Source organism: Pyxidicoccus sp. MSG2 (assembly GCF_026626705.1).
Taxonomy (GTDB): domain Bacteria; phylum Myxococcota; class Myxococcia; order Myxococcales; family Myxococcaceae; genus Myxococcus.
Genome location: NZ_JAPNKC010000001.1, coordinates 1,619,601 through 1,632,917, shown reverse-complemented (window position 1 = coordinate 1,632,917; position 13,317 = coordinate 1,619,601). Strand labels below are relative to the sequence as shown.

8 protein-coding genes are annotated in these 13,317 nt (G+C 71.0%); 4 read left to right on the top strand and 4 right to left on the bottom strand.

Annotated features, from left to right (window positions below; genetic code table 11):
* The first annotated feature begins 26 nt into the window (after positions 1 to 26).
* Positions 27 to 278, top strand: a complete 252-nt coding sequence (locus OV427_RS06710; protein WP_267855275.1) for a hypothetical protein — start codon at positions 27 to 29, stop codon at positions 276 to 278.
* Here OV427_RS06710 and OV427_RS06705 read toward each other — a convergent pair.
* Entirely contained in the window at positions 275 to 997 is a 723-nt protein-coding gene (locus tag OV427_RS06705) for an RNA methyltransferase (protein ID WP_267855274.1), read from the bottom strand. The genes OV427_RS06710 and OV427_RS06705 overlap by 4 nt on opposite strands.
* Positions 998 to 1,261: 264 nt before the next feature.
* On the opposite strand from OV427_RS06705, the gene OV427_RS06700 reads away from it, so the two are divergent.
* Positions 1,262 to 7,009 (top strand): Ig-like domain-containing alpha-2-macroglobulin family protein, encoded by a 5,748-nt coding sequence (locus tag OV427_RS06700; protein WP_267855273.1) that lies wholly within the window; start codon positions 1,262 to 1,264, stop codon positions 7,007 to 7,009.
* Here OV427_RS06700 and OV427_RS06695 read toward each other — a convergent pair.
* Positions 7,006 to 7,689: a phospholipase D-like domain-containing protein gene (locus OV427_RS06695; RefSeq protein ID WP_267855272.1), complete on the bottom strand. Its 684-nt coding sequence runs from the start codon at positions 7,687 to 7,689 to the stop codon at positions 7,006 to 7,008. The genes OV427_RS06700 and OV427_RS06695 overlap by 4 nt on opposite strands.
* An 83-nt stretch (positions 7,690 to 7,772) precedes the next feature.
* On the opposite strand from OV427_RS06695, the gene pbpC reads away from it, so the two are divergent.
* Positions 7,773 to 10,145, top strand: a complete 2,373-nt coding sequence (gene pbpC / locus OV427_RS06690) for a penicillin-binding protein 1C (protein WP_267855271.1) — start codon at positions 7,773 to 7,775, stop codon at positions 10,143 to 10,145.
* A gap of 2 nt (positions 10,146 to 10,147) precedes the next feature.
* On the opposite strand, the gene OV427_RS06685 is transcribed toward pbpC, so the two are convergent.
* Both OV427_RS06685 and OV427_RS06680 read right to left on the bottom strand, forming a co-directional pair.
* The gene (locus OV427_RS06685) at positions 10,148 to 10,561 is read right to left on the bottom strand and encodes a thiol-disulfide oxidoreductase DCC family protein (protein WP_267855270.1); all 414 of its coding nucleotides are present in this window, start codon (positions 10,559 to 10,561) and stop codon (positions 10,148 to 10,150) included.
* Positions 10,562 to 10,681: 120 nt separating this feature from the next.
* Positions 10,682 to 12,511, bottom strand: coding sequence for a CotH kinase family protein (locus OV427_RS06680; protein WP_267855269.1), 1,830 nt, complete (start codon positions 12,509 to 12,511; stop codon positions 10,682 to 10,684).
* A gap of 294 nt (positions 12,512 to 12,805) precedes the next feature.
* On the opposite strand from OV427_RS06680, the gene OV427_RS06675 reads away from it, so the two are divergent.
* Positions 12,806 to 13,276 carry a hypothetical protein gene (locus OV427_RS06675; protein ID WP_267855268.1) on the top strand — a complete coding sequence of 157 codons (471 nt, stop codon included), beginning with the start codon at positions 12,806 to 12,808 and terminating at the stop codon, positions 13,274 to 13,276.
* Positions 13,277 to 13,317 lie beyond the last annotated feature (41 nt).

The following is a 13,317-nucleotide window of genomic DNA, read 5'->3' as shown; positions in this document are numbered from 1 at the left end:
GAGACGTTCCCCGGGAGAGGATGACCATGCGCACGTCTCTGGCCCCATTGCTCACGTCGCTCACCCCCGTTGTCGCCCTCGCCCAGGCGCCCCTGCCGGGCCCCATCGAGCGGGAGGCCTCCCGCAGTCCCGCGTTCTGGTACTGGGTGGTGCTGCTCGCGTTGGCGGCACTCGCCTTCGCGTGGAGCGCGATGCGCATCTCCCGCAAGCGCCGTGGGCCACCTCCGGGGCCGGGAGCTGGCGCCGGTCGCGGTCCGCGCACGCCCCGCCACGTCTAGCCCGGCGTCAGCTTCTTGCGCACGGTGTGGAGCGCGGCAAGCCAGAGCCGCGCCTCCTTCCGCGTCAGCCGTGAGCGGCGCAGCGGCGCGAACAAGTCTCTCACCGCCGTGCGCCCTGGCTGCTCGTCCACGAGAAAACCTCCCGAGCCGAGCATCGTGTCGAGCGCCGACTCCACCTGCGCCAGTTCCGCGTCCGTGGCCGCGGCGGGAAGCGGGCCCGGGGGCGGCGCGCTGGCCTCCAGCGTCGCCACGCGCACCTCGTAGGCGTAGAGCAGCACCGCCTGCGCCAGGTTGATGGATGGCTGCTCGGGGGCGGTGGGGACGGCGGAGAGGTCGTGGCAGCGCTCCACCTCCGCGTTGGTGAGCCCGCTGCGCTCGTCTCCGAAGACGATGGCCACCGGCCCCTGCGGCGCGCGCGCGACGAGCTCCTCGCCCACGGCGCGCGGCGGGAGGCGGCGCTTTCCCTCCACCTTTCGCGAGCTGGTGCCCACCACCCAGACGCAGTCGGCCACGGCGGCCTCCAGCGTGTCCTCGCGGCGGGCCGCATCCAGCACGTCCTCGGCATGGACGGCGAGCCGGCGCGCGGGGCCCAGGTCTTCCACCTCCGGCGTCACCCAGACCCAATCGGACAGGCCGCAGTTCTTCAGGGCGCGCGCGGCGGCACCGAGGTTCTCCGCGTTGCGCGGGCGCATGAGGACGAAACGGACGGGCAGCACCATGGGGCGCGCACCTTACCGCCTTCGCGATTCGGCTCCTCTTCCGTTGACCGTGAGCCCTGTCGCCCCCTATAGCCTCTCGCCATCGACGTCTTCGCGGGCGTCCGGGGCCACGGGCAGCACTGTGGTCCACCGGACACCCTGCGGGCCCGGTGACGCATGGGGGACGCGCACGGGCCGCGGGCGACCGACCACAGTCCTCCCTCGTGCGGCGCGCGCATCCCCGGCACGCCGCATGAAGTACCGAAGGCACCTTCCGGAGGAACCATGGGTTCGCGGTCCGTCGTCACGCAGAGAGCGCCTCGCACGAGCTGGCCCCTCGTCGCGCTGCTGGTCGGCGCCACGCTCGCGGGCTGCAAGCAGGAGCCGGCGCCGCAGCAGCCCGGCACCCCCGCCTCGCCGCCCGTCGCGGCGACCACTCCCGCCCCCGCGGCAGGCACGGACGCGGGCACGGCCACGAGCGCGGCCGTCACGCCGCCCACCCCCGAGTCCCTGACGCCCGTCATCCGCGAGCTGGCCACCGGGGACGCGGTGCCCCGGGGCATCGTCATCGAGTTCCCTCGCCCCGTCGCGCCCGAGGACAGCGACGTGAAGCCGGGCACCGTCGTCGCGATGGTGCCCCGCGTGGTCGGCAGCTTCTCGTGGAGCACCCCGTCCACGCTCACCTTCACCCCGTCGGCGGGCGAGGGCTTCCGCTTCGACACGACGTACACCGTCACCCTCGAGTCCGTGGAGACGGGCACCGGCGTGGTGAAGGCGCCCTCCGAGGGCGCCTGGTCCCACCGCTTCACCACCCCGGCCTTCCAGTTCGTCCGCCTCGCGCCCCGGCAGTTGGATCTGCTCAAGGGCCGCGTGGAGGTGGACGTCGTCTTCTCCGGTCCGGTGGAGCTCAATGCCGTTCGCTCGCGGGGCGCCTTCCAGGTGGAGGGCGAGTCCATCTCCGACGTGAAGTGGCGCACCGTCCCCAACATGCGCAACGTCGTCAGCGCGCAGTTCGGGCACCCGCGCCTCAAGCCCGCCGCGAAGCTGCGCTTCGACCTGAAGGCCGGGCTCGCCGCCGTGGGCGACGCGAAGGCCACCGCCCCCGTCGCCCAGAGCACCGTCGAGCTGCGCGCCGGGAAGCGGCTGGACTTCACCCGCGTCTCGCTGGGCGAGGGCTCCACCGGCCACTATCTGGAAGTGAGCTGCCGTGACGTGGAGGCCGACGCCCCCGCCAGCCCACGCGAGTCCGAGGAGTACGACGAGTACTACTGGAACGACAGCAACAAGGGCTGCCTGCTGGACGACGGCGTGGCGGCGGATGCCATCCACCTGACGCCCGCGGTGAAGTTCTCGATTGCACCGTCCCGCCGCGGCTTCCGCATCTTCGGTGACTTCAAGCGCGGGCCCTACTCGCTGCGCATCGACGCGGGCACGCCCTCGGTGGGCGGCGGCGTGCTGCTGTCTCCGTACGTGAATGTCGTCTCCGTGCCCGCGCGCAAGCCGCAGGTCTCCTTCGCCACGTCCGGCCGCTACCTGCCGCGCAGCGCGTGGCGCAACCTGCCCTTGCAGCACCTCAACCTGGACGAGGTGGAGCTGACCGTCCGCCATGTGCCGCCGGAGAACCTCGTCTTCTGGATGAGCGACGACAACACGGAGACGGTGGATGAGCGCACCTCCAACGTGGTGGCGAAGCGCAAGCTGGCCCTCAAGTCGCAGCCGGACACGCTGACCACCACCTACGTGGACGTGGCCAACCTCGTGCCCGCCAACACGCGGGGCCTGGTGGAGGTCTCCGCGCGCAAGGGTGAGTGGCAGGCCGCCACCCGCATCCTCCTCACGGACCTGAGCCTCGTAGCCAAGCGCGGCGGGCCCGCGGCCGGCTCCACCGACAAGGGCGAGGTCTGGGTGTGGGCGCTCGGCATGGAGAACACCGAGCCGCTGTCGGGTGTCGAAGTCTCCCTGGTGAAGAAGAGCGGCCAGACGGTGGCCCGCTGCACCACGGTGGCGACGGATGGCTGCCAGCTCAAGGTGCCCGCGCCCGGCGTGGACGACTCCGAGCCCTTCGCCCTCATCGCCCGCGACGGCGACGAATTGACGTACCTGAAGTACAGCGAGCTGAAGACGGAGATTGCCAACTCGGACGTGCAGGGCGAGCCGTACCGCTCGGAGAAGGCCTACCGGGGCTCGCTCTGGTCGGACCGGGGCGTGTACCGCCCGGGCGACACGGCGCACGTGGCCGCGGTGCTGCGCGGGCAGGACGACGTGGCGCCTCCCGCGGGCATGCCCGTGGAATTGGTGGTGGTGGACCCGCGCGAGCGCGAGCTGAAGAAGGTGTCGCTCAAGACGAACGAGGCGGGCCTGGTGGCGCTGGACGTGCCCTTCGAGGCCTTCCAGGACACGGGCCGCTACCGCGTGACGCTGAAGGTGGCGGACCGCGACGTGGCCACCTACTCCTTGAGCGTGGAGGAGTTCGTCCCCGAGCGCATGAAGGTGACGGCGCGCACGGAGAAGGAGGGCTACGTCCAGGGCGAGGAAATACCGGTGGCGGTGGAGGCGGCGTACCTCTTCGGTGGCTCGGCGGAGGGCAGCCCGGTGGAGGTGACGTGCCGGCTGGTGCCTTCCGAGTTCAAGCCGAAGGAAAACGCGCAGTACGCCTACGGGGTGTGGCGTCAGGACGGGGGCCCGCTGCGCGCCGTCACGCTGGGACAGGTGAAGGGCGAGTTGGACGCGAAGGGCCAGGCGCTGCTGCGCTGCCCGGCGCAGGCGGCCACGGGCGGACTGCGGGGCGCGGCGCGACTGACGGCGCTGGCCAGCGTCTTCGAGTCCGGCAGCGGCCGCTCCAGCGTGGGCGACGCGTCCACGCCGGTGCACCCGGAGGCGTACTACGTGGGCCTCCAGGCCACGACGCACAAGGTGAAGGCCGGCAAGCCCTTCACCGTGAATGGCGTGGTGGTGGACTGGGACGGGAAGCTCCTCACCGCGGGAGGCAAGGCGCCGAAGACGGTGGACGTGGAGTACCTGCGCCTGGAGGAGGAGTACGGCCTCCACTACGACGAGTCGGAGGGCTATGAGCGCTACCAGCGCTACCTGCGCCCGCTGCGCGAGGGCCGCACCACCGCGCAGGTGCAGAACGGCCGCTTCTCGCTGCAGGTGACGCCGGGCGAGGACGCCGCCGGCTACCTGGTCCGCGTGCGCTCCGGCGCCACCCAGACGGACCTCGAGCTGGAGGGTGAGGGCCGCTACTACTGGTGGGGCGAGGGCTCGCGCGTGGACCAGACGCCGCGCCCGCTCAAGCCCACGTCGCTGGACGTGGCGCTGCCGACGACGGCGCGCGTGGGGCAGGCCATCAACGTGAAGCTGAAGGCCCCGTACAAGGGCCGCGTGCTCTTCACCGCGGAGACGGACCGTGTGCTCGCCACCGAGTGGAAGGCGGTGGAGCCCGGCGAGGTGACGTGGACCTTCACGCCGAAGGGCTTCGCGCCCAACGTCTACGTGAGCGCCTTCCTGGTGAAGGACCCGCACCTGGAATCCAAGGAGGCCTTCATGCCGGACCGCGCCTTCGGCGTGGGCAGCGTGCCGCTGGAGCCGGTGGACTACACCCAGGCCGTGAAGCTGAACGTGCCCACGGAGGTCCGCTCCAACGACACGCTGACGGTGGACCTGGACCTGGGCGCTGTGGAAGGGCCCACCTTCGCCACGGTGGCGGTGGTGGACGAGGGCATCCTCTCCCTCACGCGCTTCCAGAGCCCGGACCCGCTGAAGCAGCTCTTCACCAAGCGCGCTCTCGGCGTGGACACCTATGAAACCATCGGCTGGACGCTGCTGGTGCCGCCGGGGGGCAACTCGCGCTCCACGGGTGGTGACGGCGAGGGGGATGCCTCCGGCCGCGTGCAGCCCGTCAAGCCGGTGGCGCTGTGGAGCGGTGTGGTGGCGGTGCCGGCCAACGGCAAGCTGCGCGTGCCCTTCAAGCTGCCGCAGTACCGGGGCGCGGTGCGGGTGATGGCGGTGACGGCGGGTGCGAAGCGCATCGGCCATGCGAGCGCTCAGGTGCTCGTGAGAGACCCGCTGGTACTCCAGGCCACGCTGCCGCGCTTCCTCACGCAGAACGACGAAATCCAGGTGCCCGTCTTCGTCACCAACCTGTCCGGCAAGGCGCAGGACGTGAAGGTGACGCTGGCCACGGAGGCCCTGCCGGTGCCGGGGCTGATTGCCACGACGGCGGCCTCGCCCCTCCAGCTGCTCGGCAAGAGCGAGGGGCGCGCGCGTCTGGAGGACGGCAAGTCCTCCACCTTCGTCTTCCAGGCGAAGGCGGTGCAGGCGGTGGGCGCGGCGCGGATGACGGTGACGGTGGAGGGCGGCGGCTACACCTCGCGCGAGTCGCTGGATGTGCCGCTGTCGCCCGCCGGCCCGCGTGAGCGGCGCGTGCAGCGATTCGAGCTGGCGCAGGGGACGACGGACGTCTCGAAGTACCTCCAGGGCTGGGTGCCCACCACGGAGCGCTCCACGCTGTGGGTGACGGCGAATCCGTATGCCCAGTCGCTCCAGCACCTCTCGTACCTGGTGCGCTACCCGTACGGGTGCGTGGAGCAGACGACGTCCTCCACGCGGCCGCTGCTGTACGTGTCGGAGCTACTGGACGACGTGGACCCGACGCTGAAGCAGGGCCGGGACGTGAGCGACATGGTGCTGGCGGGCATCAACCGCGTGCTCTCCATGCAGACGCCTTCGGGCGGCTTCGCGTACTGGCCGGGCCAGACGGAGCCGGTGGAGTGGGGCACCGCCTACGCCACGCACATGCTGCTGGACGCGCAGAAGCTGAAGTACCCCGTGCCGCAGGACCGGCTGGATGACGCCCTCACGTGGATGGGCAACGCGCTGAACAACAACGAGGGCGGAACGAACCGGCACGGCGGCTACAGCGAGAGCTCCGAGGCGTACATGCACTACGTGCTGGCGCTGGGCGGCAAGGGGCGCAAGGCGCGCATGCAGAAGATGGTGGAGACGCTGGCCGAGCGCGCGAAGCGGGGCGCGCTGTCGGGCGAGGACCGCGAGGAGGACTACATGCTCAAGGCCGCGCTGTGGCTCGCGGGGGACCGCCGCTACGAGAAGGAGCTGCGCGACCCGGACCTGTCGCCCGTCACCGAGGAGCGCAAGAACAACTGGTCCTTCTACTCGGACCGGCGGCGTCGCGGCTTCATGCTGAGCACCTTCCAGGACCTCTTCGGCAACGACGCCGCGGGCGAGCCGCTCGCGCGGATGGTGGCCGAGTCGCTCCAGTCGCACCCGAGCGGCTGGTACACGACGCAGGAGCTGGTCTGGGGCATCACCGGCCTGGGCAAGCGGCTGCAAGGGACGGTCGCGAAGTTCGCCCCGCCGGTGCTGATGGCGGACGGCAAGGTGGTGGCTCCGAAGCAGGACAAGGACGCGCGCGCGTCGGACCGCACGTGGGCCCTGGCCCGCGCCAGCGAGCGGCAGGGACTCCAGCTGGAGCTGAAGACCAAGGACGAGGGGAAGCTGTACCTCGTGGTCAGCAGCGAGGGCGTGCGCACGGACGGCCAGGTGAAGACGGGCGGGCAGGGGCTCACGCTGACCCGCACGTGGCGCAAGCTGGACGGCACGGAGTTGGACCTGCGCTCAGGGCCGGTGTCGCTGGCGGACCTGGTCTACGTGGAGCTGACGGTGCGCAACACCACCGCCGAGCGCGTGCAGAACCTCGCCCTGGTGGACCGGCTGCCGGCGGGCTGGGAAATCGAGAACGCGCGGCTGGGTCGCGGTGGCAGCGCGGCGTGGATTGATGCCGATTCGCTGTGGACGGCGGACTACGTGAACATCCGCGATGACCGCATGGAGGTGTTCGGCAGCCTGGCTGCGGGCGAGTCGAAGAAGGTGGTCTACGCGGTGCGCGCGGTGACGGCGGGTGCCTTCACCCTGCCGTCGGCGGAGGTCGAGGCCATGTATGACCCTCGCCTCTGGGCGCGTGAGTCGGCCGGCACGGTGCAGGTGTCCGGCCCGTGGAAGGACAGCCTGCTCTAGGCCAGCGTGTCCCAGAGCGTGTCGAACGCGCGGCTGAAGGGCTGCACCAGCCGCGCGTCGTCGCACACGAGAACGTTCTCATGGTTGTGCTCCGCCGCGGAGCGCGTCCAGTTGTAGCTCCCCGTAACCAGGCGCAGCCGGTCGAACACCGCGAACTTGTGATGCATATGGGCCTCGGTCCTGTCCAACCGCACCGGCACGCCGGCGTCGCTCAGCCGGTCCATGTCGGAGCCCGCGTCGAGCGCCTTGTCGTTGTCTCCGACGACGCGCACCCGCACGCCGCGGCCATGGGCCTCCAGCAGCGCGCGGGTGATGCGGTCATCCGTCACGGTGTAGACGCACACGTCGATGGCACCGCGCGCGCGCTGTATCTGCTGGACGATGGCGTTGAGCGGGCCGTCCCCCGGGGTGAAGTGGGCCTCCATGCGGGAGGACTCCACATTCCTGGGGGCGTGCAGGGCGTCCACCATCTCCTCCAGCCAGGAGATGACCTCGCGCGAGCGCGGCTCCTTCACGGAGGCGCGTGCCAGGGCGAAGGCCCGCGTGCGGAAGACGGCGAGCAGGGCCTCGCCTGCGCGCCGCTCCTCGAGCACCGCCTGGAGCGCCTGTCGCTCGGTGGGCGTCAGCCTCCGGTCGTCGATGATGGAGGCGAGGATGGCGTCGACCTCGACGGGATTCATGGCGGAGCGACTCCTGGCATGGGTCCGCGTAGCATAGAGGGAACCTGCTCCCACGGTGAGGCGCCCCCGGGAGCCGACGTCCCATGAGCCGCATCCGCCGCATCGTCCGAAGGCTCGTCCTCGTCACCGTGGGGCTGCTCGTCCTCGCGGGGGCGGGCGTGTGGGCCGCGTGGTGGGTGCCGCTGCCGTCGCGGCTCTCCGCGCCGGCCTCGGTGGTGATGGAGTATCGGGACGGCACGCCGGCCCACGTCTTCCTGGCGCCGGATGAGCGGTGGCGCATCCCCACGTCCCCCGAGCGCGTGGACCCGGCCTACCTCCGCGCGCTGGTGGCGCTGGAGGACAAGCGCTTCTTCCACCACCCGGGTGTGGACCCGCTGGCCGTGCTGCGGGCCGCCGCGCGCAACGTGACGCGGGGGCGGCGGGTGTCGGGCGCGTCCACGCTCACCATGCAGTTGGTGCGCGTGCTGGAGCCCCGCCCTCGCACCTTCACCTCGAAGCTCATCGAGTCCTTCCGCGCGGTGCAGTTGGAAATGCGGCTGACGAAGCAGGAGGTGCTCGCGGCCTACCTCCAGTTCGTCCCGTACGGGCGCAACGTGGAGGGCGTGGAGGCCGCGGCCCTCGCGTACTTCGGCCACACGGCGTCGCACCTGAGTCCGGCCGAGATTTCCACGCTGCTGGCGGTGCCGCAGAACCCCAACCGCCGCTTCCCCTCGACGGAGAACGCGGCGCGACTGACGGCGGCGAGGAACGGGGTGGCGCAGCGGCTGCTGGACGAAGAGGCGCTCCCCAGGGGGCCAGAGGGGGCCACGGTGCCTCCCGAGGCGGTGCTGGCCGAGGTGCACGCCACGCCGGTGCCCGTGGCCCTCAGGCCCTTCCCTCGCGAGGCGCCGCACGTGGCGGTGTGGCTGCGGACGCAGCACCCGGAGTTGATGCGGCTGCGCACCACGCTGGACGCGGGCACGCAGCGGATGGTGGAGCGGCTGATGCGGGACGCGTCGAGCGGGCTGGCATCGCGCGGCATCCACAACGGGACGGCGGTGGTGGTGGAGCGCGAGCGCGCGGAGGTGCTCGCGCTGGTGGGCAACTTCGACTTCTTCGACCTGGAGCACGGCGGACAGATTGCTGGCTTCGCCACGCCGCGCTCCCCAGGCTCGGCGCTCAAGCCGCTGCTGTATGCGATGGGCATCGACCTGGGGCTCGTTGGCCCGGAGCAGCTCGTGGCGGACGTGCCCACGGCCTACGGTGGGTATGCGCCGCGCAACTTCGACGGCCGCTTCCAGGGGCTCGTGCGGCTGGAGTACGCGCTGTCGCAGTCACTCAACATGCCCTTCGTGCGGCTGCTGGAGCGCGTGGGCGTGGAGCGCTTCCTGGGTACGCTGCGCGCGGCGGGTGTCACCAGCCTGGAGACGGACCCGGGGTACTACGGCCTGTCGGCGGCGGTGGGTGGCATCGAGCTGACGCCGTTGGAGTTGGCGGGCGTGTACGTGGCGCTGGCGGGGGACGGGCATGCACCGACGCTGCGGCTGCTGGAGGACGGGCGGCCCGCGGGTACGCCGACGGAGGTGATGTCCCCGGGAGCGGCGTGGCTGACGCGGCGGGCGCTGTCGCTGCGGGACAGGCCGGACTTTCCCGAGCGGCGGCGGCTGACGGGCCTGCCGGCGCGGGTGCACTGGAAGACGGGGACGAGCTTCGGGCACCGGGACGCGTGGGCGGCGGGCTCGGGGCCACGGCACACGGCGGTGGTGTGGCTGGGGAACTTCGACCACACGCCCAGCGTGCACCTGGTGGGCGCGGACGCGGCCGGGCCGCTGCTGTTCGACATCCTGGAGGGCGTGGGGCCGCGCGGGAAGGCGGTGCCGGATGAAGAAGTGGAGCCGCCCGGAGACTTGATGCGCGTGGAGGTCTGCGCGTACTCGGGGCACCTGCCGACGGATGCGTGCGCGCAGCGCAAGACGGTGCTGGCGCGGCGCTCGGCGGTGCCCACGGGGCGCTGCCCGTACCACCAGAAGGTGGAGGTGGACGTGGCCACGGGGCTGGCGGTGGGGCCCACGTGCAGGGCGGGGCGGAAGACGGAGGAGCGGGTATTCCTCACGTGGCCCGCGACGATTCGCCGCTGGCTGGAGGAGCAGCACCGCAGGTTGCCGGAGCCGCCCTCGGCCGCGCCCGGCTGCGAGCCCGGTGGTGCGCGGGCGGCGCCGACGATTGTCTCACCGGCGGACGGTCAGGTGGCGATGCTGATTCCGGGCGTGCCGGCGGAACAGCAGGAGATGCCGCTGGAGGCGGAGGCCTCGCACGAGCGCGCGCTGACGTGGTTCGTGGACGGGGCGCTGTTGGGCACCGCGCGCGCGGACGAGCGCGTGTGGTGGACGCCCTCGGTGGGCGCACACGAAATCCTCGTCACCGATGACCGGGGACTCACCGCGAAGCGGACGCTGGTGGTGCGGGAGCGGCGGTGACGCTAGAGGAACCGCGTGCGCAATTCCGGCGTGGGCATGCGGCACGCTTCCGCCTTGCCGAACCAGCGGTAGCGGTTGCGCGCGATGAAGCGGTAGATGACGTCGCGGATGGGCGTGGGAATGACGACGAAGGCGTAGAACAACTTCCACGCGCCGGGCAGCTTCCGGGCCACGCGCAGCGCCGCGCTGGAGCGCTCGTAGACGCGCCCGTTCTCCACGAGGATGAAGCTCTGGGGCTCTGCCTCGGGCACGCGGCCCAGGGGGCCGAGCAGCGCCGCCGCCTGGGTGGACTGGAGCGCCGCGAAGCGGAAGCGTGCCGACGGGTCCCGGTCGATGATGAAGTTCACCGCCCCGTTGCAGAGATTGCAGACGCCGTCGAACAGCACCACCGCCGCGTCCTGCTTCGCCTCGCTCATGCCGGACCTCCCCCCTCTAGATAACGCGCCGCTGGCTCCAGCGCATGCGCGTCAAAGCACGGACGCCAGCCGTTGTGCCAGCGCCCCGCCGCCGAGGAAGTCCCCTCTACCCGAGGCCGCTCACTTCACCTCCCACCCCTTCGTCCCGCGCTCGTAGCGCTTGCCCGCGGACAACTCACCGTAGAAGAGCAGGTCCTTCACCCCCACCACGGACCGGCCATCGAAGAGGCCAATCTCCCCCTTGGACGGGAGCTGGATGCCCAGGTCGGAGATGTCCAGGCGCACGCGCTCGCCCGGGGCCACCGTCATGTCCGGCAGCACCGCGCCCGTGGGGTTGCTCACCTGCGTGGGTGCGTGGTCGCTCTGCGCCAGGCTCACCCGCAGATTGGTGGTCAGCACCAGTCCCTTCAGCGACATCGTCGCCGCCGTCCGGTTGCCCACCTCCACCCAGCCCTCGCGCGGGTCGAACGCCTCGAACACCAGCGTCGGCTTCTGCTTCGAGTACCGCGTCAGCTCCGCGAGGATGAAGGCCCGGCGCTCCTTGACGAAGCGCTTCATGTAGTCGCGGCCCGCCTGGAAGCGGCCGTAGTCCATGTACGGGTCATCCTTCATGTGCGGGGTGATGAGCGCGTGCAACGCGTCGATGTACGGGTTCATCACCTTCTCGGAGAACAGCTCGTCCAGCGCCTTGTCCAGCCGCGCCTCCAGCCGCTCGCGCAGCACGGGGTTCATCACCACGCGCGTGCCCAGGTTGGAGAACACCGGCAGGTAGCCCGGGTAGGACTGCGTCTCCAGCTTGCGCTGCTGGTACATCTTCTCCACCGACGCGTCGGTGAGGGTGAAGTTGAACAGCGGGTGGCGCATGTTGCTGCTGCTCGTGCGCATGTCCTCCACGGAGATGGGGTACCACCAGCGCGCGTCCACGTTGTTCAAGTCCCACGGCACGTAGGCCCACTTCGCCGTCGCCCGGTCGTAGACGAAGTAGCTCTCCGAGTCCTCCACGTAGTTGTTGGACATCAGCACGTCCAACACCATGGAGCGCAGGTAGTGCTCGAGCTGGAAGTTCTTCTCCAGCGCCGTCACCCACTGCGGCTCGGGCGTGTGGTTGATGACGCCCATCATCGCCCAAAGCTTGTCGTCCGGCTGCGACTCGTTGGTCTTCTTCGTCCACTTGCCCTGGTAGGGCACCTTCCACGTCTTGAACTCGCAGTCCTTCCAGCCGCACCGGTAGATGTCGCCGTCGGTGTCGGTGAAGTCGTGCGCCTTGAGGAAGGCCTTGTTCACCTGCTCGATGTCCAGGAACACGCCCTCATAGGCGCCATTCACCTTCAGCCGCACGAACTTCGCCTTCGACGCGGGCACCCGCATCGCCTCCAGCAAGTCATAGGAGAGCTTCTCCGCCAGCAGCGTCGCGTCCGCGTACTCGGCCACGAGGTTGAGCGAGGTGCGCCCCTCGAACCTGACCTTGTCCGCGAAGCTCACGTTCCAGCTCTTCTTCTCGAAGTAGCGCGCGGAGGCGCCGCGCAGGCGCACCTGCACCGCGTACGTCGTCCCGTTCGCCTTGAAGACGGCGTCCTGCTCGGGCGTCCACGGGTCCGCGGCGAACTTCGCCATCGCCTCCTCAGGAATGACGAGCTCGTACTCCTGCACGGAGGCCTGCGGGGCCGGCAGCTTGAACGGCAGCTGCGTCTCCGGCACCGGCGGAGGAGGTGGCTCGGGCTGTGGCTCCGGGTCGGGGGGCGGCTGTGGCTCCGGGTCCGGCTGGGGCTCGGGCTCCGGCTGGGGCTCGGGCTGCGGCTGCGGGTCGGGAGTGGGCGTCTCGTCGTCGGGAGGAGTCGTCTGCGGAGACTCGTCCACGGGATGCGGCGGTACCTGGACGGACGGCGTGTCCGGACCGCAGGCCCACAGGCACAGCAACGGAAGGCAGATCAGCAGTCGTACGCGATTCATCCTGCCCCCGGTGAGCAAGGGACATGCCCTTCGTGCGAAGGGGCGCGACTGGCCGGGAATGAACGGTGCGGACGCGGGATAGGCACCCGGGCGTGCCACAGGTGGGAAACGGATTACCCACGCTGGGGTTGCCTGCTCGCCTCGTCCGGAAGGGAGGGGGCCCGCTCTTCCCCGAAGGAGCAGGCGGCCGGGCGGCGCGGGGTGGGGCTCTGCCTAGCGTGCGGTGCCCGCCTCGCGGCGCCAGTCCTAGCTTCACGGGAAGCAGGGAGCGCCGCGTCAGGGGAGACAAGCCGCATGGAGACCTGGAACCAGACTTCGTCCGATGCCGTCCGCACCCATACGCCCGTGGTGGTGAACCGGCGCATCGACGAGCACGTGGAAGCCTGCGTGCGGTACATGGCGCAGAAGGGCGACCGCACGGAGATGAGCCGCTACCTCGAGCGACTGGAGCGCGAGTGGGACATCAGCCGGGCCCTGTCCGTCGGCGCCGCCGCGGCGTCGGCGCTCGGCCTGCTGCTGGGCCGCAAGGACGGCGGCCGCTGGCGCGTGCTCAGCGCGGTGGCCGCCGGGGTGCTGCTCCAGCATGGACTGCTCGGCTTCGGGCCCATGTCCGGGCTGCTGCGCGCCATGGGTGTGCGCACCCGCCGGGAAATCGACCTGGAGAAGTTCGCCATCAAGGCGCTGCGCGGCGACTTCGAGCGCATCCCCAATGACGGGGGGCCGCTCGCGAAGGCCAACGCCGCCCTCGTCGCCGCGCAGTCCTGAGGCCGCGAGCGGGAGCATCCCCGCTCTTCTTCCGGAGGCGG

What these genes read in the sequence shown, in the direction of transcription:
- OV427_RS06710 (WP_267855275.1), top strand. Translation starts at nt 27, where the DNA reads ATGCGCACGTCTCTGGCCCCATTGCTCACGTCGCTCACCCCCGTTGTC.
- OV427_RS06705 (WP_267855274.1), bottom strand. Translation starts at nt 997, where the DNA reads ATGGTGCTGCCCGTCCGTTTCGTCCTCATGCGCCCGCGCAACGCGGAG.
- OV427_RS06700 (WP_267855273.1), top strand. Translation starts at nt 1,262, where the DNA reads ATGGGTTCGCGGTCCGTCGTCACGCAGAGAGCGCCTCGCACGAGCTGG.
- OV427_RS06695 (WP_267855272.1), bottom strand. Translation starts at nt 7,689, where the DNA reads ATGAATCCCGTCGAGGTCGACGCCATCCTCGCCTCCATCATCGACGAC.
- pbpC (WP_267855271.1), top strand. Translation starts at nt 7,773, where the DNA reads ATGAGCCGCATCCGCCGCATCGTCCGAAGGCTCGTCCTCGTCACCGTG.
- OV427_RS06685 (WP_267855270.1), bottom strand. Translation starts at nt 10,561, where the DNA reads ATGAGCGAGGCGAAGCAGGACGCGGCGGTGGTGCTGTTCGACGGCGTC.
- OV427_RS06680 (WP_267855269.1), bottom strand. Translation starts at nt 12,511, where the DNA reads ATGAATCGCGTACGACTGCTGATCTGCCTTCCGTTGCTGTGCCTGTGG.
- OV427_RS06675 (WP_267855268.1), top strand. Translation starts at nt 12,806, where the DNA reads ATGGAGACCTGGAACCAGACTTCGTCCGATGCCGTCCGCACCCATACG.